Below are 22,363 nucleotides of genomic sequence, written 5' to 3' on the forward strand. Positions count from 1 at the left end.
GTGGGATCGGGGCCGCCGACGAGCACGACGTTGTTGGCGTGGTCCATGAACTCACAGCGATGGAGCTGCCGCACGAGGGCCTCGTTGACCTCGCTGCTGGCAAAGTCGAAGCCGGCCAGATCGCGATAGACGGGAAAGCGGGCAGCCTTGAGCTGATAGGCCACAGACCTGACCTCCCGCCTGGCCATCTCGGCCTTCAGCAGTTGCGACAGGATCGGAACGGCGGCCTCGAAAGCGGGAGATCCCTGTTCGGTGAGTTCGGCGACGGCCTGCGCCATGCCGTGCATCTTCAGGCTTCTGAGCATGATGACGACGGCGGCGCTTGCGGGGTCATGACGCATGGCGCACCTCCCTGGCCTGGCGCGGGGCGTCGTAGCGCTCGACATCGGCCTTCGGCTCCTTGGCCAGGCTCAACGCCTGCGGTGCATCCACGACTGAGGCCGAGAGCGACTTGCCGTCGATCAGCCTGTGCAGGATTGAGGATACTGGTCGAGCAGCGCCATGCGTTGCGACAGCCACGCGTCGGGCGTTATTCCCTCGGCGACGAGGTCCCAGGCCGACACCACGACAGCAACCCTCGTCGGCTTCAGATCGATCGGGTTCTCTGCGAAAGCGTCGAGAATATCGACGACCTGGACTTGGCGCGGACACTAAGACTAGGCGCTATGGGCGGGTTTCCTCAGGCGGCCGGCTGCATGGCCGCCTTGAGCAACATGCCGAACAGCTTGGACGACTGGCCCGCTCCGTCGGCGTTCTACGGCTTCCGAGCGAGCCTCACGTGGAGTCATTTCATAATTCTCGCGATATGCCTTTGAAAAATGCGAGGCCGAGACGAAACCACAGGCCATCGCGATTTCGACGATTGGCAGTTGCGAGTTCAAGATCAGCAAGTGCGCGCGCTCAAGTCTCATCTCAAGATAGTATCGCGCAGGCGAACATCCTACTTGTTTCGAAAAAATGCGCTCAACTTGGCGCCGAGACAAGCAGTTCGAGGCAGCCATGTCTTCGAGCGCTACTGGTTCGTCGAGATGCGTCTCCATCTGCTCAATGATCTTCAACAGGCCGTCATGGTGAATGGCCGCGCCTGCATGAAGAGGTAGTCTCTGACGATCTCCTGGTTGACGGACCCTCATAGCGGCGGCCTTCTCGCACACCCGGCTGGCAATAAGCGAATCATAATCTTCTATGACAAACTGCACGAACATGTCGAAAGCAGCATCTCCACCCGAGCAGGAGTACGTGTCTCCGTCGATCTCATAAGCAGCTTGAACCGCACCGACACTTGGAAATTGTTCGACGAATGAAGGGAACTGTTCCCAGTGCACTGCACATCGTCGTCCATCCGCCAGACCTGTCTGCGCGATGCTGAAGACCCCGCTCGCGATTCCAACCAGACGCAGTTTTCTAGCTCGGCACTCCCGCAACCAGCCATGCAGAGCCCGATTTACCGTAAGGGGGTGGCTACCCCCGCAAATTACAGCGACCGATGGGAACGAGCCCATTTTGCCAAGAAGGCCGCGTTCCTCCTTGAGCGACGTATCGACGGAGACCGTAAGTCCACAACTCGATCTCACATGGTGTCCGTCGTCAGATACAACTCGCCAAGTGTAAATCTCCGATTCAAGCACTTCGTTGGCAAGCCGTAAGGCCTCTATTGCAGAAGAAAAAGCCTGTAGGGAAAATCCCGGCCCTAGATAGAGACTGAACAGACGTTTTGCTGCCTTCATCTTAAGCATTTCTACGCCTCCCTGAGGGCCTGGAGCCCGTCAGACCTTGGTTCTGAGGCCCTTGGGATCGAAAAAAGCCTGGAGCGAGACGTCTGCATCATAAAGTTTGCCGGCAATTTCGATCTGCCAGCCTCCAGCGTCGATCCATTCCCGAGTGACGCCATCGGCGTTGTTAACGTAGCCGAGTCCTATCGAGGACCCCAAGGTAAAGCTGCGGACCCCGGAGGAAATGTAGCCGACAATGCCGCCATTGTAGCGGATGAGCTCCTCGCGAAAGAGCAGGGGCTTCGGATCCCGCAGCTTGAAAGACAAGAGCCGCTTGCGCGGTGTCCCTGCTGCCTTTTGGGCTTCGGTGGCATCCTTGCCTTGGAATCCACCGGCTTTTGACCAGTCGATCGTAAACCCGAGCCCGGCTTCGAGCAGGGTGTCTACCGGCGTTAGATCAAGCTCATATTCGCGATATGCGCGCTCGGAGCGGAGGTGCTCAAGCGCATGGTAGCCAGCGGCCCGTAAACCGTGCTCAGCTCCTGCGTCCCACAGGACATCAAAAACATGCTGGGCCATCTCCGTCGGAATATGGAGCTCCCAGCCCAGTTCTCCGACATAAGTCAGCCTGTTGGCGATAACTCTCGCATAACCGACATCAATTTCCTGGCTCGTAGCGAAGGGAAAGGCCTCGTTCGAGAGGTCTGTATCAGTGACTTTGGAGAGTATTTCGCGGGATTTTGGCCCTTGGAGCGAGAGCACCGCATAAGCCGAGGTGACGTCCGTGAGTGTCACGCTCCATTCGCTGGTCATATGCTTGCGGATCCAAGCTGTGTCGCGTGGATGGACGGTGGCTGATGAAATGACGAGGTATTCGGTGTCCGAAAGCCGGTTTACCGTGATGTCGGTTTCAATGCCCCCTTTTTCATTGAGCATGTGCGTGTAGACAAGCTTGCCAACTGGTACGTCGACATTGCCGGCACAAAGCCATTGGAGAAAGCGGCAGGCGTTGCGGCCTTGGACAAGATGCTTCCCGAAAGAGCTCTGGTCGAACAGCACCGCATCCGTGCGTGCGGCACGGCATTCTTCAGCGGTGTTGCTGAACCAGTTGGGCTCCTCATACGAATAAACATTGTCCGTGGACTGACCGTTCTCGGCAAACCACATGGGACGTTCCCATCCCATGCCCTCGCCGAAACTTGCCCCAAGCTTCGCCAAACGATCGTGGAGCGGGCTCTTGCGCACCCCACGTGAGGTTTCTCGCTGATGATTTGGCCAATGCATCTTATAGTGAAGACCGAGCACCTCGGCTGTGCGATCGTGCAGGTAGCGTTTATTGATCTGGAACGGATGGAACCTGGCCACATCGACGAAGCTGATGTCCATCTGCGGGGATTTGGCGACGATCCATTCGGCCAAGGCCCTCCCGGCTCCCGCTCCGAACTCGATACCTTCGGAATTGTAGCCGGCCGAAACGTAAAGGTTCTTCAGTCCCGGAACCTCGCCGATCATGAACAGCAGGTCTGGCGTAAAGCTCTCCGGTCCATTGAAGAACTTCGCAATTCCGGCATTGGCAAGCCCGGGAAGGATCTCGATTGCCTTTGTCATCGCCAACTCGAAATGATCCCAATCCTCCCAGAGTTCAATAAAGGCCGTCTCCTTCGGTAGGCGCTCCATCGCGACAGGCTTGCCCCAGGGTTCGAAGGCGCCGATCAGGAGCTTACCTGCATCTTCCTTCAGGTACACATGACCATCGGTATCGCGCAAGACGGGCAACGTCGGCCGAATGAAGTCCATTGGTTCCGTGACCACATAGAAATGCTCGGCTGCATAAAGCGGGACGCGCGCGCCTAGCCGGGCTGCTAAATCACGTGTCCAAAGCCCGCAGGCCAGGACCAAGGTTTCGGCCTCAATAACCCCATGGTCGGTCTGCAGCTGATAGACACCCTCCGACGTGCGCCATAGGTCATTCACCTCCTGGTTCTCGAAAATGCGAACCCCATTCTGCTTGGCTCCTGCAGCCAGCGCCATGCAAGTGTCGATCGGGTTGGTTTGCCCGTCTCGGGGGATAAACACTGCCCCCTTGATGATAGAATCGTCAATTGCAGGATAAAGGGCCTTCGCCTCAGCCGGGGAGATCATATGGGCTTCAAGACCAAAGCTTTTGGCAACCGACGCGTTGCGGGCGGTCTCGTAGAGACGATCCTTGGTCCGGGCGACGCCGAGCGTGCCGTTGCGCTTAAACCCTGTAGCCTGGCCTGTTTCGGCCTCAAGAGCGTCATAAAGCTCGGCATTATATTTGGCGATCTCGGTCAGCGAATGCGTGCCACGTGTCTGCATGATCAGGCCGGCTGCGTGCCAAGTGGTGCCTGAAGTCAGCGTATTCCGCTCCAAGATAGCGACATCTTTCTTGCCCAACTTCGCCAGATGATACGCGACACTCGCCCCGGCTATGCCGCCTCCCAAGATAACTATCTCATGGTGACGGGCTGCCGAAGCGCGGCGACGCAGAAATGGAAAATGTGTCATGGAACCCTATGGTTGAATGAGAGCGCCGCAACTCGCGCGGCTTCCGCATGTATCATGACGAAATTAGCCGACCAATACGCGGATATTCCGCGTTTTTCCCGCGGAGTTGAGGTTATGGCCGCGGCGAAAGGGCACCGTTTGCGGCTTGGCGACGATGCTCCTCTAAAACCGGCGGAGCCTAGAGCGGCGGACTTCATGTGAGTCCATACCCTGCGGCTGCGAAGTAATTTCTGCATTCTGTTGGAGAGAAGAGATTGCAGATATCGCCAATGGCCTGCCACAGGGCGTCGATGGTTCTGATGGCCTTTGCGCGCAGGTGCGCCTTGAGCTTGGCGAATGCCATTTCGATGGGATTGAGATCTGGGCTGTAGGGCGGCAGGAAGAGCAGCCATGCGCCTCTGGCCCGGATCGCTGCCTCGGCGGCCGGGCTCTTGTGGGCAGCGAGATTGTCGAGGATGACGACATCGCCCTTTGCCAGCGTCGGAGCGAGCTGCGTTTCGACATAGGTTTCGAAGATGCGCCGGTTCATCGGCGTGTCGATAACAAAAGGGGCCGTGAGCCCATGACAGCGCAACCCGGCGATGAAGGTCTGCGTCTTCCAATGCCCGAACGGTGCCTTTGAGCGCAGCCGTTGGCCCTTTAGGCAGCGGCCGCGCAGACGTGTCATCTTCGTAGTGGTTCCGGTTTCGTCGATGAACACCAGCCGATGTGGCTCAAGCCGCATCCGCGGCTGGCGCCTGGTCTGCCACTCCTGCCGCGCCTTGCTGACGTCGGGACGATCTTGCTCGCTGGCCAGCAGCGTTTTTTTTGAAGCGATAGCCATTCCTGATGAGCCAGCGCGAGATCGAGGCAGGAGCGACCTGGACGTCTGTAGCAGCGGCCAGTTCGGCGGCAAGCTCCGGCATGGTGATGTCATCCTTCTCGGCCACACGGCCAAGCAGGAACGCACGATGCGGGTCGAGCTTGGAATGGCGGCGGCCACCGCTGGCCTTGGGCGCCAGGCTCTCGGTCTTTCGATAGTTCCTCATCAGGATCACGACAAACGAAACCGACACCCCAAAATGTGCCGCCGCCGCACGCCGCGAGTGGCCAGCCTCGACAAACCGCACAACACGTTCACGCAAATCGAGCGAATAGGGCTTGGGCATGGCAAATCACCTCCTACAGGAAGTGAATCATGAACCACGCCTCACTGGAATCCCTCGCGATTCAAACTGAACGTCCGACGCTCTAGTGAAATACTTCCATCTATGCGCCGAGCGAGCCCCCCGTTTCTATAGAAAGCCTGATTGACGGTGTCCGCGTTGGACAGGTCGAGGTCGCCGATGCGGACAGATCGGGGGAGCTGCTGGTTCGTTCCGAGTACCGCTTCGATGGCGGCATTCGGCGTCGCAGACAAAAATCGTTTGCATCAGCCGCCTCGCTACTTTGTCGCGGCAGAAAAGCGTGCGCGGTTTCGGTCAGTCTGTAGGGATTACGCTTCCGCGTTTGTAAAGCTGCAGACAGACACTTGTGTTGATCCGTTTGATATTCGGGTTCATCTCAACCATCATTTGGGTGATGTGGTCGTACTCCTCGACATCTTTCGCTGTGATAACCACGGTCAGGTCGGATGCTCCTGTGGTGTAGAATGCCTGCTGCACATACGTCTCCCCAAGCAGCCATTTCTTAAGCTGGCCGAGCAAGTCCTTGCGTTCACGTTCAACCTCGATTGCAGCCAGGAACACTAGCGGTCGACCGACTTTCTTGCCGTCAACCACGGCGACCGTGGCGACGATAACCCCCAAGTCTTTCAAGCGCTTGATGCGGCGCTGAACTGCGGATGTTGACAGGTTTACCTCTTCGGCGATCATAGAGGCCGGAAGTTCGGCGTCCACCTGGATGATCTCGAGGATCTTTCTGTCGTGAGCGTCGATGTCTTCAGTACTCAAAAGATGCCTCCAACGGGGCGGAAAAGTGCTCGCCCCGACTTCTAACCGTTTGCGGGAACGTCTGCCAGCACATCCGGAACAAAGACGCACCACCGCATCTGTGGTCGGAGCCAGAAGATCGTCCGAAGCACCACAGGTCGGTGTACGAAATCCGCGACTCGCCTATTGATTAGCTCTCGCTTCGCCCGCGCGTCCGCGTCCGATCGTGCCTTCTACAGTCACCTCGGGACAAATGATGTTCGCCGCTTTACCGCCCATTATCTTGCCGATCGTGATAAACCCTCGCGTCCCGGGCTGGGAACTCGCGTCACACGACCGTCTGTACTTCACAGATAAACGCAGCGGCAATGGCGACGGCATGGACCCCTTGTGCGGCATGGCCCCGTACGTCATCTCGCTGATGACTGATTGAGAACTGGTCCGCTAACTTGCTCACTGCACCGGGCAGGGCGTTGAAGGCGCCGACCGGGAGGTTAGGGCTTTTATGGATCCCGAGGTCGAAACCACCGAGCAGGTTTTCGCTCATGACCGAGCGTCCCATGACCGGCTCCGCTTCCTCGGCGGGTTGGAAGAAGACTCTAACCCTGCCGGAAAAACGGTTCCGCTGGCGGTTCAAAGCCAATGCTGTTCCTAGCGTACCGAGGCGTGGATGTGATGTCCGCATGCGTGCATGACGCCTGGAACTTGTGAACGGAAAGGGACGTCGTCGCGCGTCTCCTGGATAGGCAAGGCGTCAATGTCGCCCCGAACGGCGATTGACCGGGCATTCCGTTCGCCTGGCCCAGGATATCCCGCGTAAAGGCCCGTATTGTGGAAAGGGACGGACCCGCTCAGGCCGTGGCGCTCAGACGCATCGCCTAGCGAAGTTCGATGATGGCGTCCCGCTCGGCACTGTCGAGCCCCGAGCCGAGACGTTCTGCTGTGAGTGAAGAAACCATGCAAATCTGATGGTTGTAAAGGTGGCGCATCGCGGTGACTACGCACGACGGTGCGGCCAGCGCCTTTAATGTCGGGAGTAAAGGCGATGTGGAACGTGAGCTAGGCTCAGGACTCATCAATCAGAGCCAGAAGATCACGGCAGCTGCGATGCAGATTGCCGAGAAGAACGTGTGGGCACATCGGTCGTAGCGCGTGGCGATCCGTCGCCAGTCCCTGGGTTTTGCGAGGAGGTTCGCAACCTTGTGCCTCTGGCGATAGAGGTCTTTGTCATAGGCGAAGGGCGTTCTGGGGCTCTGGATGACGGGATGCATGGCTTGATGCCTCGGGCTTCGAGTTCTTCCCGGAACCAGGCGCTGTTGTAGTCCCGATCGGCGATCAGGTGAGCGGCCGGTTGCAAACCATCGAGCACGAGACGGGGCGCCCTTGTGGTCGGCCTTCCGACAGGAGCAGGATGATCGGCCGTCCGTCACCGTCCCAGACGGTGTGAAGCTTCGAGTTCGGCCCGCCCTTGGTTCGCCCGATACGGCGGGGAACATCCCCTTGTTAAGCCGGCTCGCCGCGGTGCGGTGGGCTTTCAGATGGGTGGCGTCGAGGGTCGGACTGAGCCGCGCGTAATAGCCTTCAATGACGCGTGCTACTTCGAGGTTGCGGAGCCGCTCCGAGCAGGCCGACGCCGACAGATGAACGCGTTTCGCAAGCTCGCTTTTCGATATCCGACCGTCCGCTTGAAGCTCCGAGAGAATTCGGAGGTCCCAGGCGTCCAAGCGCACAGTGTTCAGTTTCTACTTCAATGCCCTGCCCAGGCGGCTGATGGTGGCTTAGACTCTATGCTGCCCTCGGCTGTGACAATTGCAGTGTTGTTCGCGCGCATTGGCTGATTCCGCAGCTTGCCTAAATGAGACTCTAAGCTTCCCGTTCGCCTTTCGGTGTTTATGGCTTGGTAGCCGGCCAAGGCGAATGGACTGACCGCAGACTCAAACGCCGATGCTGCGTGCGATGCTGTCGGCCACCATGCGCTTTCGCCACTCGAGAGGCCCGGAATTGTGAATAGAGTTTCCCTTAACGTCGACGGCCATGATTACGGGCATGTCCTGCACATTGAATTCATAGATGGCTTCCATGCCCAGGTCTTCAAAGGCAACTAGCCTCGCCGCTTTAATCGATTTTGATATCAGGTAGGCAGCGCCACCCACTGCGACCAGATAGGGCGTCTTGTGTCTGGCAATCGATGCAATGGCCGCTGGCCCTCTCTCTGCCTTGCCGACCATCGCAAAAAGCCCGCTCTCCGCGAGCAATCTATCCGTAAAATCGTCCATGCGGCTTGAGGTTGTTGGGCCAGCCGGCCCCACGACCTCATCCCTTACTGCGCGGACAGGCCCGACATAATAGATCACGCGTTCCCGCAGATCGACCGGGAGCGGCTTACCGGCCTCGATCAGGTCGACCATTCGCTTATGGGCGGCGTCACGACCCGTCAGCATTTTTCCGGATAGCAGAAGAGTTTCCCCGCAGCGCCACGATGCTGTCTCTCTCCTCGTCAGCACATCCAAGTTGACCCGGCGCACGCCGGTTGTTTGCAAGTCCTCGGGACCGATCTGGGGCCACTGGGAAAGGTCGGGCGGTTGGAGTTGCGCTGGTCCTTTACCGTCCAATGTGAACGTCAGGTGGCGGTTGGCGGCGCATTGCGGGATGAGCGCCACGGGCTTGGACGCTGCATGGGTCGGATAGGTTGCAACCTTGACATCAACGACAGTTGTCAGGCCTCCGAGGCCTTGGGCTCCGATCCCGAGTGCGTTAATGCGTTCATAAAGCTCGATGCGGAGCGCCTCCTCTGCGTTTGATGGCCCCTTGGCGATGAGATCCGTCATGTCGATAGGCTCGTTCATGGCCTCCTTGGCGAGCAGCATCGCCTTTTCGGCGCTACCACCGATGCCCACCGAGATTAGGCCGGGCGGGCACCATCCGCTGCCAAGGGTCGAAACGGTGTCGACCACCCAGTCGGCAACGGACGCGCTGGGGTTAAGGGTAGTGAAACGGGCCTTGTTTTCCGACCCGCCGCCTTTTGCGGCGATGGTGATCTCAATCTGGTTGCCTTGCACGAGGTCGACGTGGACGACTGCCGGCGTGTTGTCGCCGGTGTTAAATCGTCGGCCAAGCGGATCCGAGACGATCGATGGTCGAAGTGGATTGTCAGGGTCGAGATATGCCCGACGGACGCCTTCATTCACGAGGTCTGCGAAACTGGCCGCAGACTTGATCCGAATGCCCATCCCGACCTTGGCGAAAACCACCACGAGACCAGTGTCCTGGCAGATCGGCCGACGCCCAAATGCGGCCATGCGAGAATTCAGCAGTATCTGCCCTATGGCGTTCTTTGCCGACGGGCTCTGTTCGCGCGCGTATGCCTGCGTGAGGTATTGGATATAGTCTGCAGGATGGTAATACGAGATGTACTGAAGCGCATCGGCGACGCTCGTCGCGATGTCTTCACCGGCAATGGTGCGTGTCCTTTTGTTCACCAGCTTACCCGAATGACCCGAGGCCGTTGACCAGTTTCAAGCTTTGGAAGCTCCGCAAGCCCTGCTCGCCACCTTCATAGCCATAGCCGCTCTGCTTGACGCCTCCGTACGGCGCATCCGCGGACACCCCTTTCAGGTAATTTACACTGACGGCGCCAGCCGAAACTCCGCCGATCAGCGCTCGCTTCGCATCAGTGGCGCCGGTGAAGAAGTAGGCGGCCAAGCCATATTCGGTGGCATTGGCTTCCTCGATAGCCTCCTCGATCGTGTCGAAAGGCGCCACGGTCAGGATCGGCCCGAACGGCTCGTCATGAAGCACTTTCGCATCCTTTGGCACCCCTGTCAGGATGGTCGGCGGCCAGTAAAACCCCGGCCGGTCGAGGCGGGTGCCGCCGGTTTCGACGCGGGCGCCACGATCGACCGCGTCCTTTACCAGATGCTGCATGACCTCTATTCGCCGCGCGTTTGCCATCGGTCCCATCTCCGTCTTAGGGTCGTCGGGCGGGCCGATCTTGATTTTACGCGCAGCGTCGGTCATCCGGGATAGAAACTCCTCATAGAGTGGCCGCGCGACCAGGATTCTGCTGGGCGCATTGCAGCTCTGGCCTGCGCACTCGAACTTGTATTCCGAAATTGCCGGAACAGCCGTTGCAAGATCCGCATCCTCGCATACAACGACCGGGGAGTGCCCACCGAGTTCAAGGACACACCGCTGCAAGTTGTTCGCGGAGAGCTTGGCCAGGTGTTTTCCAACAGCGGTGGAGCCCGTAAAGGTCAAGACTTTGACAATTGGCGAGCCGAGCAGATGTTCAGAAATCTGCGCCGGTACGCCGAAGACAAGATTGACCACGCCGTCCGGGATACCCGCTTGGCGCAGGGCTTCGACAATGTGGATGGCCGCACTCGGTGTCTCTTCAGCCCCTTTGAGGATCACAGGACAGCCTGCCGCCAATGCGGGGGCAAGCTTGCGGGCGATAATCACTGCGGGATAGTTCCAGGGCGTGAAGGCAGCGACGACGCCGAGCGGCTCGGGGACGATCATTCGATTCGGGCCATGTGGAATTGGGGCCGACAATTCAACGGCGTTTGTGCCGTACCATTGCAGCGTTTCGACGGCGCGCGCGTACTCGCCTGTTGCTTCGGCAATCGTCTTGCCCTGTTCTCGCGACAAGTCCTTGGCCGCGTCTCCCACCATGGTTGCCAGGATCCTGGCGGCCGCAACAAGGATTTCGCCGCGATCCTTCGGCGGTCGCGAGGACCAGGCTCGGCGGCTTGCCTCTGCACTGGCAAGGGCCTCGTCCAGATCAGAAGCCGACGCCGCGGCCACCGAGCCAAATACCGTCTCTGTCGCCGGGTTAGTCACCGTCAGGGTTCCACTACCGCCTCGCCAACTGCCGTTGATGAAAAGCTCATAGGTCGTGGCATTGGACATCGCATGCTCCGCTGTAGTGAACTTCTAAGGTACGAGAACGGCCGTTATCCGAACCCTGCCTCCCTCCCCGCGATTTCATCGCGATAGTCGCATGCGGTCAAATATCGAATGTCGCCCAAAACCATCTCGAATCCAGATTGATACCGCTCAGGCAGCGGCGAAGAGCGATAGCACTGGAGGAACTTTTTGGTTTGGGATGTGTCTAAACCCGGTTCGGGACCGTGGCTGCCCAGTGCTTGCCCTCGATCAAAGTCTTTACAACCTTGGGGATTAGCTTGCGGACCGCCGATACGGCTGGAGAGCGCTCATCCTTCGGGTTGACGGAGAGGACAACGGAACGGGTAATCACCGGATCGATGACCTTGACTGTCCGAACCAGACCTTGAGACGCCTCTTTCTGAATGGCCGATGGTGTAAGGATAGAATACGCCTTTCCCTCCATGACCATATTGATGATCGTAGAAAGGGAGTCGACCTCGAATCTTACGTCCAAAACACAACCGTTTTGGGCAACGACATCAGCCACCGACCGCCTGACATTGTTGTTGCGCATGGGAACCGCCAGCGGAAATGCGTGCAGGTCGGCCAGCGGTATCGTATCCTCGAAAGGCGGTTGGCCCGGCGGCACCACCAGGCAAAACTCTTCGCGGGCCAGCACCGTCATTGCCCCCACGCTCTCGGCAGTCCGGTACAGGACGGCCAGATTGAAACGGCCAGCAGCCATCCACTCTTCCAGCGGTCCCGTCATGCCCTCGATCATCTTGAGCGAGATCCTCGGCAGCTCGCTTCTTACCGAATCAAGCAGGGGACCGCTAAGGACGCGAGCGGCTCCGGACGGAATCCCAAGGGTCACCTCTCCGGAAGGAGAAGTCACCGTGTTGGTCAGTTCCGCCTCGGTGAGCTGAATTTCCTTTAAAATGTTGCGCGCGCGCTCAAGCAACTTATCTCCGGACGCCGTGACGCTGACGCCGGTTCTATCGCGAACCAGCAGCTGGGTGCCGAAACCTTCCTCTAGTTGACGCACATGCAGGCTTAGAGCGCTTTGAGCCACGTTGAGGGTCGCAGCTGCCTTCGTGAAACTGCCGGCTTCAACGACGCCGACAAAGTATCTTAACTGCCTGATGTCCACGATGAACAAATCCAACCGGGGCGTGATCCCCGTACTTTTATACCTATCTCGAAACGAGATGGCGGGCAAGCCACGAAATGGTCGCGCCGATCCAAAACAGTCTGTCCGGCCACTCATTAAGGACTCAGCTATTTGCTGGCGAGAGCCAGTAACTCGTAGGCGCCGAACCACTGGCGGATCAATCATACCATTCAATGAGAATGCAGACAGACCACGCGGGGCGGCATCCTCATGCGCTGCGACAACACGATGGGCCCAATCTAGTTCCACTGCGCTTGGCGAGAAAGCCTCATTGAATATAGCCACCTGTGTTCGGATGGATCGCCAAAGCTCCGGCAAAGCCAAGCCGTCGCGCATGGGGCTGTTTCGTCGTCAAGGTCCGCGAATGAACACCAATTAGCCCCATTGACTGGATAAACCCTCTTGCTTGCATCAGAAAACTGGTCAACGGGCTTGCTGCTTTTGGAGCGGTTAATTGCTAAACAGCAACGCTTCGCAGACGTTGCGTCGCAACCCGCAGAGCTTACTTGTCCGCGCGACGCTTCAGTATCTTCCTGTCGTGCCGCGCATATAGCGAGTAGACGATCGGGATGAACCAAGGGCGTCCCCAGTATAGCGGGACCGCCTTCGGTGCATGGTCGAAATCGAACGCGCTACGCACCTGTTCGTCATGCCCAAGCACCTTCATGGCCGCCTTCTTGCCAAGCCAGCGCGCCCAGACGATGCCGGATCCGCAATACCCCGTCGCGTATATGACGTTATCGCGGGAAAAAATGCGCGGGATCATGTCGCGATGCATGGCGACATACCCGTACCAGCTGTGCGTTATGCCGATGTTGGCCAGTTCAGGGAACACCCTGGCAAGTTCCGTCCTCAGATGCACGGTCGGCACCAGCGGATCGCCTTCCGTGGTTCCATCCCGTCCGCCGAACAGGATGCGCGATCCGTCTGGCGTGGGACGGTAGTAGTAACTTAGCTTGCGCGTGTCGTCGTACATCATACGTTTGGGCATGAGTCGATCCATGACTTCCTTCGGCAGCGGCTCGGTGGCGATGATGCGGCTGCGGACCGGAACCAGCCGGCGTCTAAGCCAAGGGTCGAAGCCATCGGTGTAGCCGTCGGTACAAACGATGAGCTTCTTCGCCTGTATCTCGCCTTTCTGGGTGGACACGCGAATTCCCGCTGCGTCGTTGGCGAAGTTCAGGACAGCGGTGTTCTCATGCAGGACGGCACCGCTTGAAGCCGCGATGCGGAGCATACCCGCCAACAGCTTCGCGGGCTGGAGCCCGTGGATGTCCATGCGGACCATGCCACCCCTGTAGAGATCGGTGCCGATATATTCACAGACGTCCGAACGCGCGACCCAATAGGTCTCGATGCCCAGCGTCTCACGGAGAAAATCGGCATGGCGGCGGAGGCCTTCATTTTCTTCGGCGCTCATCGCGCCTTCGAAAGCTCCCGTGCGCGTACCGTCGCAGTCAACATTCTCCGCTTCGATAAAGCGCCAGAGATCCTGTCGAGCCGCGTGGCCCTCGGCGAGAATGCCGTTCGCCCTGTCGATGCCGAAGCGCTTGATAAGTTCGTTGCGTCCCGGTCTGATGCTGCCGCTCGCCATGCCGCCATTGCGGCTCGAAGCGGCACGCCCGATCATCTGCCGGTCGAACAGCTGGACGTGCTTGCCGGCGCGCGCCAACTCGAAAGCCGCGGAAAGGCCGGTATAGCCTCCGCCGACGATCGCGACGTCGCAGATCTTTTCCAGCGGCCGCTGCGACAGCTGAGGAAAATCGCAATCGTCCCACCAGTAGGGAGTCGACTTGATAGTTGTCGGAAGTGACCGTTTCATGGAGGAAATCCGTTCAGGGTGGCGCGTGCCTGCCGCATCAGTCGCGGCAGACCCAGAGCTTGCGCGTGGTCTCGATCACCGTCCACACGCCGGTGAAGCCTGGATGCATGACGAAGGCATCGCCAGCCACGATCCGACGCGGCTCCTTGCCGTCTTCGATCAGTTCCGACACGCCCGAAAGGATGTAGCAGAACTCGAATGTCTTGCCCTTTATAGAGCGATAGGCGCCGGGCGTTACCTCCCACATGCCGGAGCGGATCACGCCGTCGGTAGTCTGCGCGATATCCCAGGTCAGGAAACGCGGATCGCCCTCGATGAGCCTGTCCGGCGCCGGCTTGCCTTCGCGGGGCTTGGGTAAATTGTTCTCGTCGAAGAAGGTCAGGTTGGACATGGTCTTTCCCTTCAGGGCTTGGCTCGAAGCTGAGGATCGAAGATGTGTTTTCGCAGATCGCTGCCATCAGCCCGTCAGTAATGATTGCGAGCCTGCCGGCGAGCCTAAGCTTTCGACGGGGCCTAAAAGGCCGCAGACAGCACCGCCCGCCAAGGCCCGTATTCAAAGTAACGCGCGCGATAATCGCCAAGCAGCAGGAAGCCGTGTTGCTTGCCTTCCCTTTCAAAGTTAACGGTGGGCGGTACAGGTGAACTTCCTGTCATGTTAAGAACTCAGGCCTGCTCAGAATGACGAAAATAGGAATGTTGGAGCTAGGATTCTGTCCGTCTGACAGGTAGGAGGTTACGATAAATATGTATTGTATCTTGCAGGCCTGTCAAGGGGATTTTGCGTGAACTCATCCAAGACCAAGCCGCTTCATCGTAGACGGACTCAAGCAGAGCGCACCGAGGAAACGCGCATGCGATTGCTGAAGGCGACGATCGCCAGCGTCAGCGAGGGCGGATTTAGCAGTGTGACCTTCACTGAGATCACCAGGCGCGCCGGTGTCTCGATCGGCGCCGCGCAACATCATTTTCAGTCCAAGGCGGACCTGATACTGGCGACCGTGGGATACGTTTTTACGGAAATGGACCTCTTCGTTTCGGAGATGAGCCCGACAAGCGGCTCCGTCGACGAACGATTGGACAAGATAATCTCGGTCTACTGGAGCTGGTTTAGCTCGCCGGAATATCTGGCCGCCTGGGAACTCGTCCTGGGTGCGCGCCGCGACGCCAAGCTGTTTCGCGAACTCAGCGAGCGCGTGGTGGTCGCTGCGGTGGAGCCGGTCAACGATCTGTGGAGAGCTGCGTTTTCAGATGTTGAAATGGGCGACGGTGAGCTGCATCAAATGGTTCAGTTCACGTTCGCGCTGATGCGGGGCTTGGTGCTGAGCGATGTGATCAAGGTGAACAGCGCTCAGGACAAATACAAGATTCTCGAGCTTCTGCGCTCGATGCTGCGCTCTGTTATGGAGAAGAGGGAATTTACCACACGATATAGATTGGCCATGCAACATGGAGAGGCCTCTGAAGCGATGTCAGAAGACCCGGAGGATCTCAATTTCAAGCGAAATCAAAAGCCTGACACATTCCTCGGTCGCCGAATGAAGGAAATAAGAAAGGCGCGTGCGAAATCGTTGAAACAGGTATCTGAAGCGTCGGGGCTGTCTGTTAGCCACCTCAGTCAGTCAGAACGAGGTGTGACAACACCCTCGATCGGCGCGCTTCATCGAATTGCTGGGGCACTGGGGGCGCGGGTAAGCTGGTTCTTTTCCGGCAAGGCGGATTCTCAGCACCATCCGGATGAAGATGGCTTCGTCGTTCGAAAAAAGGACAGGTGGGAAATCAAATTCAATGATGAGATGCGCGACGAAGTACTGAGCCCAAATCTCGGTCGCCAAATCCAGATGTCGCTGAGCAGGATTGAGCCGGGTGGTTACAGCGGCGAGGCCTATAGCCATGAAGGCGAAAAATGCGGTCTCATCCTCACTGGAAAATTCGAACTATGGGTAGGTGAGCGTCACTTCCGCCTTGAGGAGGGCGATAGCTTCGCTTTCGAAAGTCGTGAACCACATCGATACGGGAACCCGGGGGATATCGAGACCACTATTGTTTGGACGATCACTCCACCCCGGATCTAGTCACGGTAAACGATTGCGTCGCTCTTCCCCGTCGCCTTCTTTCCGCAAGACTGAATGAATTCAGGCCGTTAATTTTGTGACAGATCGGGGTTTGAAACCTGTTTCAGCGGCTCTCATCCGATCCGGCGTCGCTCCTTGAGGGAGGGATGGCCATTCTCGCGACCATCAGGTGACGATGCAAAGACGAGCCTGCGAAAAATATCTCCCGACACATTTCTCTGTGAGTGTAATTTTTCATTGAAAATATAAAAAGATGAATTTATTGATGCTCACTTGCGGGAGGATGATTAGGCATCAACTCCTGCGGCCGCCCAGTAACCTTCGACTGGTGGATATTCGTGGGAGGAACGATGAGCACCGCGAGCTTGAAGCACCTTTTTAGCCCGATCAAAATTAGCAAGCTGGAAATCAAAAACCGCATAGCCTCCACTGGCCACGACACCTACATGGCCGACAAGGATGGGTTGGTTGGTGACCAGCTGATTGCATATCATACAGCCCGTGCACAGGGGGGGGTAGGCTTGATTATCATGCAGGTCGTTGGTGTACACGAGACCGCGAGATATAAAGACAAGGCGCTCATGGCCACTGACGACAGCTGTATCGAGGGTCTGTCGAAGCTCGCGGAAGCCGTCCACGCGCATGGAACAAAGCTCTTCGTGCAATTGTTCCATCCGGGCCGTGAGGTCACGGATTGGATCAACGGGGTAAAACGCCCGGCCTTCGCTCCTTCGCTCTCCGCCCAGGAACGCTATCACTTCATCGCGCGGCCCCTGAAGTGCAGGGAAATAACAGAGATCGTGCAGGGTTATGCGGATGCCGCCGATCGGATGAAGCGCGCTAATATTGATGGCGTCGAAATCGTCGCGAGCCACGGGTATTTGCCCGCTCAGTTCTTGAGTGAAGCCATCAATCACAGGACGGACGAATATGGTGGCTCCTTTGAAAACCGGGTGCGCTTTCTGAGGGAGGTCACCGACGCGGTTCGGTCTCGTGTGGGCGCCGATTACGTCGTGGGTCTCCGCTTCTCGGGTAACGAAGAAAATCCTGAAGGCATTGTTGAGGACTTAGCGATCAAAGCAATCAGCGCCGTTGAGAAATCCATCGATTACGTGAGCGTGGTCAACGGCTCGAGCTCCACGTTGGGTGCCGCCATCCATATCGTGCCACCGATGTTCTACAAAAGCGGCTATGTCGCGCCGTTCTCGCAGCGTCTGAAACAGGCCGTCTCGATTCCCATATTACTCACCGGGCGCATCAACCAGCCACAGGATGCCGACCTCCTTATCGCTAACGGACAGGCGGATCTGTGCGGGATGACGCGCGCCTTGATCTGTGATCCTCGCATGCCCGCAAAGGCGAAGGCGAACGACTTCGATGACATCCGTGCCTGCATAGGATGCAATCAAGCCTGTATCGGCCATGTGCATCTCGGACTTTCCATCTCCTGTATCCAGCGTCCCGAAACGGGCAGGGAACGCAAATTCGGCCTGGTCACACCGGCCGCCAAGTCCAAGAAGGTCATGGTAGTCGGTGGCGGTCCCGGCGGGATGAAAGCCGCCGCCACGGCCGCCCTGCGAGGCCACCATGTCACCCTCTACGAGGCCACGAGCAGGCTCGGAGGGCAAGCCCAGCTCGCTCAACTGCTGCCAGGCAGAGCGGAGTTTGGCGGCATCATCACCAATCTCACGAGAGAACTGGAACTCGCCAAGGTTCAGGTCGTCAAGAATACTCAGGTCGATGAGGCCTTAATAGAGCGCGAACAACCCGGCGCGATCATATTCGCTACCGGAAGCAAACCGCGCTGGCCATCCTCGTTCATGTACGAGCCCGACCCCGACCCGCAGTCCACGCAAGCTGTGCAGGCGGTCGATGTTCTTCGCCAGGGCGTATCCTGTGGTGCATCCGTGCTGATCGCGGATTGGAATTGCGATTGGATTGGGCTGGGCTTGGCCGAGCACCTTGCCAAGCAGGGAAGTCGCGTACGCCTCGCCGTCAACGGCATGATCGCGGGCGAAACGATCCAGTCCTATACCCGTGATGCGATGATCACGCGCGTGCTGCAGCTCGGCGTGGAAATCATCCCCTATGCACGCCTTTTTGGCACTGAGGGCAACACGGTCTATCTGCAGCATATCGTGAGCGGTGACCCGATGCTCATCGAGGGCATCGATACCTTGGTCCTGTCGCAAGGCGGCGAGCCAAATGACGAACTGGCCGACAAATTCGAGGGAAGTGACAGAGAATTCTATATGATCGGCGACTGTCAGATGGCTCGGACATGCGAAGAAGCAGTGTACGAGGGTATGGAAGTGGGATGGAAACTATAGTCCATCCCCGGTTCTGCCGGGTCCGGACTCCATCGGCGGACGGTCTCTCGAGAGACGTTGTTTCCTTTTCCGATCGGCCGAGCGGATGATCTTCTCGAGCACGATCACGTCGGCTTAGTCCATACATTGAACGGGGATGCTTCAGACGTCTGATTGGCGATGAATGCGGTGCGCCGCCACCAGAGCCGGACTGATTTGTATCGTCCCATTCTATCGTCATATGTGTCTGCACGACGATTGTGGCGACCTTGCCGTCGCCTCTTGAAACTTAAAACCGTTGTTTGCCATATTGAGACGGTCTAGCGCCGGTGCATGCGAATGCGTTGGCCGTAAGCGATATTGCCCACGCGATCTTGCGAAGAAAGTTTGTCTTGCTGTCGAGAGTAACCATGGAACCGGTCAGCGGCAGATTATAGATCGCGCCCGTCGCACGCAGCGCGTAGGCAAAGGCCATGAGAGCGCCGCCATACAACATGCCATTCTATCGGCGTGAAGAGGCTGCACCCCATTTTGTCGTCGACACGATCATGGGAAATGTGTGTGAGTTCGATGCCGAGCGCCGAGCGCATTGGGAGATCTGCCAAAGTCTCGGCACTACGGGCCGCGAGTTGTCGTCGTCGATCATTTCCAGCCGCCGACCGGTCTCATAGCGCCAGCGCGAGGATCGCGCGTGCCCGTATGCGTACTGGTTCGTCCACCATGTTGCCATCGACCGAGATGGCGCCATCGCCCGAGGCAAGAACGCGCCGTGCCCAGTCTTTCTCACGTTTGGACGGGGCAAACCCGCTCCGAACGGCAGCCACTTGTTTCGGATGAATGCAGAGCTTGCCAGTCATGCCGATCGAACGCGCATGCAACGCGTCGTCTCGACTCACCGCCAGGTCATCGAGCTGAACCGTGACACCATCGATCGGGCCCGAAATGCCCGCCAATCGCGACGCAAGCACGAGTTCCAGACGGATGGGCAGCAGAACGTCGCGCAGATGTTCGCAGCCAAGGTCAGCACAAAAATCAATCGACCCGAAAGCGAGGCGCACAACGCCGCTCGCCGCCGCGATGGATCGCGCGTTGGCAAATCCGCGGGCGGATTCGATCAGTGGGATGATCGGCGCTCCTACCTTGCTCGACACGCTTTCGATCACGTCCGGCAGATCCGCGTTCGGAAGTATGACCGCCGCAATCGGAAGCTTTGAAACAGTTGCCACGTCGTCATCGTGCCAGGAGGTGCTATGCGCATTAATACGCACAAGCACGGGCAACTGGGTGAAATCAGTCCTCAGTGCGCCTCGGGCAGCGGCCTTGTTGGCCGCAGCAACCGCGTCCTCTAGGTCTAGGATTACGGAGTCCGCGCCCGACGCGGCCGCCTTCTCAAATCGTTCGGGGCGATCCGCCGGTACGAACAGCGGCAACCGCAACAAGGAAATGTCTACCATTTTGCGCGCGCCTCCATGGCCACCATGACATGGCGGTCATCTACATCAAACTGGTGATGCACCGTCACGAAACACAGCGTTCCGGTCCGCCCTTCCTTAACCACGTCAGTGATCTCGGAGCGCCGTCTGACCTTGCCGCCGATCCGGAAATCATCGCGAAACACGAACTCCCCGCCCGCCCACATTCGACGGCCAGTGGCACCGGAGGGCAGGACGCCGCGAGCCGGATGGCCGTTAGGGCCGAGCATCGACGTCGGCACTGTGGGCAAACCGAGGCAGAGATGGAACAGCTGAGGGCGGTTGCCGCTTCGTCGCAATCGCCATCCCGATCGAGCGTCGCGTTGAACCGTTCCGCTAAAGACCGGGTAGTGTAGTCGGTTTTGCACTCATCGCGACCAATGCATTTATGAAGCTGATCGACGTCAAGTTCCATTACTTGCCCCGCAATGGCGGCACCGCGCGATTAATTTATGAAGATCGGCGCCGGCGCCGGAGAGCTGACGGGACCATTCGGTGTATCGACGGTGATGCGTCGGAGATGCGGGTGGTTCGAGAGGCCTTCGATGTCATTGACCGTCGCAAGGGCGACGGCGGCCTCAAGAATGGCATCCGTGGCTTCGGCCAGAGCACGACGAGCAAATCCAGCCGCGACTTCGGCATCCATCTGGGCACGGTTCGTCACACGGGCCACATTGGTCGCAAAGCGCGGGTCACTGGCCAGCTCGGGCTTACCCAGGAATGTATAGGCCAATTTCGCCGATTCGCGGTCGCTCTGGACCGAAATCAGCACCTGCTTGCCGTCATTGCACGTGAACACGCCGTATGGAGCGATGGAAGGAGGAGCAAGTCCAACGCGCGTCGGCGTCTTGCCGCCTTCGTGGTTCAGGAGCGGAACCGTCAGCCAGTCCGCCATCACGTCGAACACCGAAATGGTGATCACGCCGCCCTTGCCGGTTTTTCCCCGCTGTATCAGGGCTTCCAGATTTGCGGCATATGTCGTGTCACCCGTGGCGATATTGGCCATAGAAATGCCGACACGCGCGGGGCTTTCCGGCCCGCCCGTGATCGAGCACATTCCGGAATCTGCCTGGATTAGCAGGTCCAAAGTACGCCCCAGGTCAGTTTGGCACAGTCAGATCGACGATCTCCCGTGCGCTGTGTTTTTCGATGTCCAAAACAGCTTCTAGGAGCCGCTGCGTCTTTGCAGCACCTAGTACAGGTTCGGCAAGTCGCTCAAACTTTTCCGTAATCCGTTCAGGCGTCATGTCGATTACCGGATCTTCAAGCGCGCGAACAAAACGTCTCCCCGACTTATCCGTCACTGTCACCCGGACAGGAATAGCCTCACGAGCGTGGTATGGGATGTCCAGTACAGGATCGTGCACCAGGCTTATTTTCCCCGCAAATGCAGCGATGTCCCCTGCGCCGAGATCACTTGTTGAAAGCCCATTTGCGGGCGACCGTCCAAGATATTCCAGTGCAGCGAGATAGCGAGCATTGAATTGCGCGCTTATAATGTTGTCGGGCAGGCCCATATTCAAGGTAACGGCAAGATCGACAAATGCGGCGATCTCGAGCCGCTCTACCTCTTCGAGCGGCACCTCTTGGCGCAGGTCAGCAATGCAATCCAGCATTGTGTGCGTCCACTGGCAGCAGGAATATGGCTTATACTCGATTTCGCGCGAAAGCCATTTCGTACCCAACTCCTCTCGTGCAAGTTCACAATCATAGCGATCCGAGCCGGACATAATCCAGAACCCGGTCTCACCATCGAAAATTTCAGCAGGCCCCCGCAATCCGCTCTCCGCGAGCATTGCAGAAAGCACACCGACTTCCGCCGAAATGCCATAGCCATTCTTCAACCACGAAAAGGGCAACTCGACCAACTTGCGAATGTTTGGAACGGGAGCCTGACTGCCAGCGAGACCAAACGCATTGACGATCTGGCCCGCATCGAGCCGCATCAGGGCGGCGGCGCTTGCAACCGCGCCGAAGACCTGCCAGGTTGAATATCCCGTGACATGTTTCTTCCGTTGTGCTGTCGCATCAATTGCCTGTCCCACACGCAATGAAACTTCGTACCCTTTCGTGATTGCGTGGAGCAACTCGTGGCCCTGACAATCGCGGGCGTGCGCCACGAGAAGTGCCGGCGCCACAATCGTGGCACCGGGATGGCAGGGCGCTTTACCTCGGTAACAATCGTCGAAATCCAAAGCGTTGGCAGCTTGCCCCGCAATATATGTTGCATCCAGCAACCCACAGGAAAGCCGCCGTCCAGGCAGAGGGATAGGGCCTGCTTGACCGGAATGTTTCAAGCGGCCGGTAAGGACGACTTCGGTCAATTGGGTGTTCATCCCCGCGATCACGCAACCTAAACCGTCGAGAATGGCTAGCTTTATTTTCTCACTCACATCGCTGGGTATACTATTTGTCAGGTCCTCAGTAACCCATTTCGCAAAGAGTCCAGATGTCGACAAAAGCACCTCCATTAGAG

20 protein-coding genes and 3 pseudogenes are annotated in these 22,363 nt (G+C 58.2%); 2 read left to right on the top strand and 21 right to left on the bottom strand.

The window, feature by feature from the left end; genetic code table 11:
* Positions 1–8 precede the first annotated feature (8 nt).
* The 16 genes and pseudogenes from NKI58_RS28840 to NKI58_RS28915 form a co-directional block, all read right to left on the bottom strand.
* A pseudogene (locus NKI58_RS28840) lies at positions 9–341 on the bottom strand (ATP-binding protein); the annotation flags it as partial.
* Positions 331–486, bottom strand: a pseudogene (locus NKI58_RS28845) (IS21 family transposase); the annotation flags it as partial. The pseudogenes NKI58_RS28845 and NKI58_RS28840, both read right to left, overlap by 11 nt.
* Positions 462–623: a TRAFAC clade GTPase domain-containing protein gene (locus tag NKI58_RS28850; protein ID WP_352854095.1), complete on the bottom strand. Its 162-nt coding sequence runs from the start codon at positions 621–623 to the stop codon at positions 462–464. The gene NKI58_RS28850 and the pseudogene NKI58_RS28845, both read right to left, overlap by 25 nt.
* Positions 624–656: 33 nt before the next feature.
* Complete coding sequence (locus NKI58_RS28855) at positions 657–1,736, bottom strand: GlxA family transcriptional regulator (RefSeq protein WP_352854053.1); 1,080 nt, start codon at positions 1,734–1,736, stop codon at positions 657–659.
* A 30-nt stretch (positions 1,737–1,766) separates the two neighbouring features.
* Entirely contained in the window at positions 1,767–4,178 is a 2,412-nt protein-coding gene (locus tag NKI58_RS28860) for a GcvT family protein (RefSeq protein ID WP_352854054.1), read from the bottom strand.
* Positions 4,179–4,434: 256 nt separating this feature from the next.
* Positions 4,435–5,389 (bottom strand): IS630 family transposase gene (locus NKI58_RS28865; RefSeq protein WP_352619121.1). Its coding sequence is split into 2 segments (ribosomal slippage): positions 4,435–5,071 and positions 5,070–5,389, totalling 957 coding nucleotides; the frame shifts between segments, so codons are not numbered across the junction.
* Positions 5,390–5,701: 312 nt separating this feature from the next.
* Positions 5,702–6,172, bottom strand: a complete 471-nt coding sequence (locus NKI58_RS28870) for an Lrp/AsnC family transcriptional regulator (protein ID WP_352854057.1) — start codon at positions 6,170–6,172, stop codon at positions 5,702–5,704.
* 307 nt (positions 6,173–6,479) lie between these two features.
* On the bottom strand, positions 6,480–6,794 hold the full coding sequence (locus NKI58_RS28875) for a zinc-binding metallopeptidase family protein (protein WP_352854059.1): 315 nt from the start codon (positions 6,792–6,794) through the stop codon (positions 6,480–6,482).
* A gap of 8 nt (positions 6,795–6,802) precedes the next feature.
* On the bottom strand, positions 6,803–7,156 hold the full coding sequence (locus NKI58_RS28880) for a M20/M25/M40 family metallo-hydrolase (RefSeq protein WP_352854061.1): 354 nt from the start codon (positions 7,154–7,156) through the stop codon (positions 6,803–6,805).
* 74 nt (positions 7,157–7,230) lie between these two features.
* On the bottom strand, positions 7,231–7,422 hold the full coding sequence (locus NKI58_RS28885; RefSeq protein ID WP_352854105.1) for a hypothetical protein: 192 nt from the start codon (positions 7,420–7,422) through the stop codon (positions 7,231–7,233).
* 324 nt (positions 7,423–7,746) lie between these two features.
* Positions 7,747–7,881: pseudogene (locus NKI58_RS28890) on the bottom strand (Lrp/AsnC family transcriptional regulator); the annotation flags it as partial.
* A 204-nt stretch (positions 7,882–8,085) separates the two neighbouring features.
* A complete protein-coding gene (locus NKI58_RS28895) occupies positions 8,086–9,630 on the bottom strand; it encodes a fumarate hydratase (RefSeq protein ID WP_352854062.1) in 1,545 nt (514 codons plus the stop codon).
* A 4-nt stretch (positions 9,631–9,634) separates the two neighbouring features.
* Positions 9,635–11,062: an NAD-dependent succinate-semialdehyde dehydrogenase gene (locus NKI58_RS28900; RefSeq protein ID WP_352854064.1), complete on the bottom strand. Its 1,428-nt coding sequence runs from the start codon at positions 11,060–11,062 to the stop codon at positions 9,635–9,637.
* Between the two features lie 202 nt (positions 11,063–11,264).
* A complete protein-coding gene (locus NKI58_RS28905; RefSeq protein WP_352854096.1) occupies positions 11,265–12,191 on the bottom strand; it encodes a LysR family transcriptional regulator in 927 nt (308 codons plus the stop codon).
* A gap of 523 nt (positions 12,192–12,714) precedes the next feature.
* Positions 12,715–14,034: an NAD(P)/FAD-dependent oxidoreductase gene (locus NKI58_RS28910; RefSeq protein WP_352854066.1), complete on the bottom strand. Its 1,320-nt coding sequence runs from the start codon at positions 14,032–14,034 to the stop codon at positions 12,715–12,717.
* A gap of 37 nt (positions 14,035–14,071) precedes the next feature.
* Entirely contained in the window at positions 14,072–14,425 is a 354-nt protein-coding gene (locus NKI58_RS28915; RefSeq protein ID WP_352854067.1) for a cupin domain-containing protein, read from the bottom strand.
* Positions 14,426–14,885: 460 nt separating this feature from the next.
* On the opposite strand from NKI58_RS28915, the gene NKI58_RS28920 reads away from it, so the two are divergent.
* Together NKI58_RS28920 and NKI58_RS28925 are read left to right on the top strand one after the other, a co-directional pair.
* Entirely contained in the window at positions 14,886–16,106 is a 1,221-nt protein-coding gene (locus NKI58_RS28920; protein WP_352854069.1) for a cupin domain-containing protein, read from the top strand.
* Positions 16,107–16,456: 350 nt separating this feature from the next.
* Positions 16,457–18,436 (top strand): oxidoreductase, encoded by a 1,980-nt coding sequence (locus NKI58_RS28925; protein WP_352854070.1) that lies wholly within the window; start codon positions 16,457–16,459, stop codon positions 18,434–18,436.
* 268 nt (positions 18,437–18,704) lie between these two features.
* Here NKI58_RS28925 and NKI58_RS28930 read toward each other — a convergent pair whose 3' ends face one another.
* From NKI58_RS28930 to NKI58_RS28950, 5 genes are all read right to left on the bottom strand, one after another.
* Complete coding sequence (locus NKI58_RS28930) at positions 18,705–18,890, bottom strand: hypothetical protein (RefSeq protein WP_352854071.1); 186 nt, start codon at positions 18,888–18,890, stop codon at positions 18,705–18,707.
* A gap of 190 nt (positions 18,891–19,080) precedes the next feature.
* Positions 19,081–19,869 (bottom strand): HpcH/HpaI aldolase/citrate lyase family protein, encoded by a 789-nt coding sequence (locus NKI58_RS28935; protein WP_352854073.1) that lies wholly within the window; start codon positions 19,867–19,869, stop codon positions 19,081–19,083.
* Complete coding sequence (locus NKI58_RS28940; RefSeq protein ID WP_352854074.1) at positions 19,863–20,186, bottom strand: FAS1-like dehydratase domain-containing protein; 324 nt, start codon at positions 20,184–20,186, stop codon at positions 19,863–19,865. The genes NKI58_RS28935 and NKI58_RS28940 overlap by 7 nt, the downstream gene beginning before the upstream one ends.
* 146 nt (positions 20,187–20,332) lie before the next feature.
* The gene (locus tag NKI58_RS28945) at positions 20,333–20,974 is read right to left on the bottom strand and encodes a CoA transferase (RefSeq protein ID WP_352854076.1); all 642 of its coding nucleotides are present in this window, start codon (positions 20,972–20,974) and stop codon (positions 20,333–20,335) included.
* Positions 20,975–20,987: 13 nt separating this feature from the next.
* Positions 20,988–22,358: an MmgE/PrpD family protein gene (locus tag NKI58_RS28950; RefSeq protein ID WP_352854098.1), complete on the bottom strand. Its 1,371-nt coding sequence runs from the start codon at positions 22,356–22,358 to the stop codon at positions 20,988–20,990.
* Positions 22,359–22,363 lie beyond the last annotated feature (5 nt).

Source organism: Mesorhizobium sp. M0522 (assembly GCF_040321085.1).
In the GTDB taxonomy this organism is placed as follows: Bacteria; Pseudomonadota; Alphaproteobacteria; order Rhizobiales; family Rhizobiaceae; genus Mesorhizobium.

Coding starts and splice junctions, on each gene's coding strand:
- NKI58_RS28935 (WP_352854073.1), bottom strand. CDS start 19,869: ATGGTAGACATTTCCTTGTTGCGGTTGCCGCTGTTCGTACCGGCGGAT.
- NKI58_RS28885 (WP_352854105.1), bottom strand. CDS start 7,422: ATGCATCCCGTCATCCAGAGCCCCAGAACGCCCTTCGCCTATGACAAA.
- NKI58_RS28930 (WP_352854071.1), bottom strand. CDS start 18,890: ATGGCCTTTGCCTACGCGCTGCGTGCGACGGGCGCGATCTATAATCTG.
- NKI58_RS28855 (WP_352854053.1), bottom strand. CDS start 1,736: ATGCTTAAGATGAAGGCAGCAAAACGTCTGTTCAGTCTCTATCTAGGG.
- NKI58_RS28925 (WP_352854070.1), top strand. CDS start 16,457: ATGAGCACCGCGAGCTTGAAGCACCTTTTTAGCCCGATCAAAATTAGC.
- NKI58_RS28910 (WP_352854066.1), bottom strand. CDS start 14,034: ATGAAACGGTCACTTCCGACAACTATCAAGTCGACTCCCTACTGGTGG.
- NKI58_RS28920 (WP_352854069.1), top strand. CDS start 14,886: ATGCGATTGCTGAAGGCGACGATCGCCAGCGTCAGCGAGGGCGGATTT.
- NKI58_RS28950 (WP_352854098.1), bottom strand. CDS start 22,358: ATGGAGGTGCTTTTGTCGACATCTGGACTCTTTGCGAAATGGGTTACT.
- NKI58_RS28915 (WP_352854067.1), bottom strand. CDS start 14,425: ATGTCCAACCTGACCTTCTTCGACGAGAACAATTTACCCAAGCCCCGC.
- NKI58_RS28900 (WP_352854064.1), bottom strand. CDS start 11,062: ATGTCCAATGCCACGACCTATGAGCTTTTCATCAACGGCAGTTGGCGA.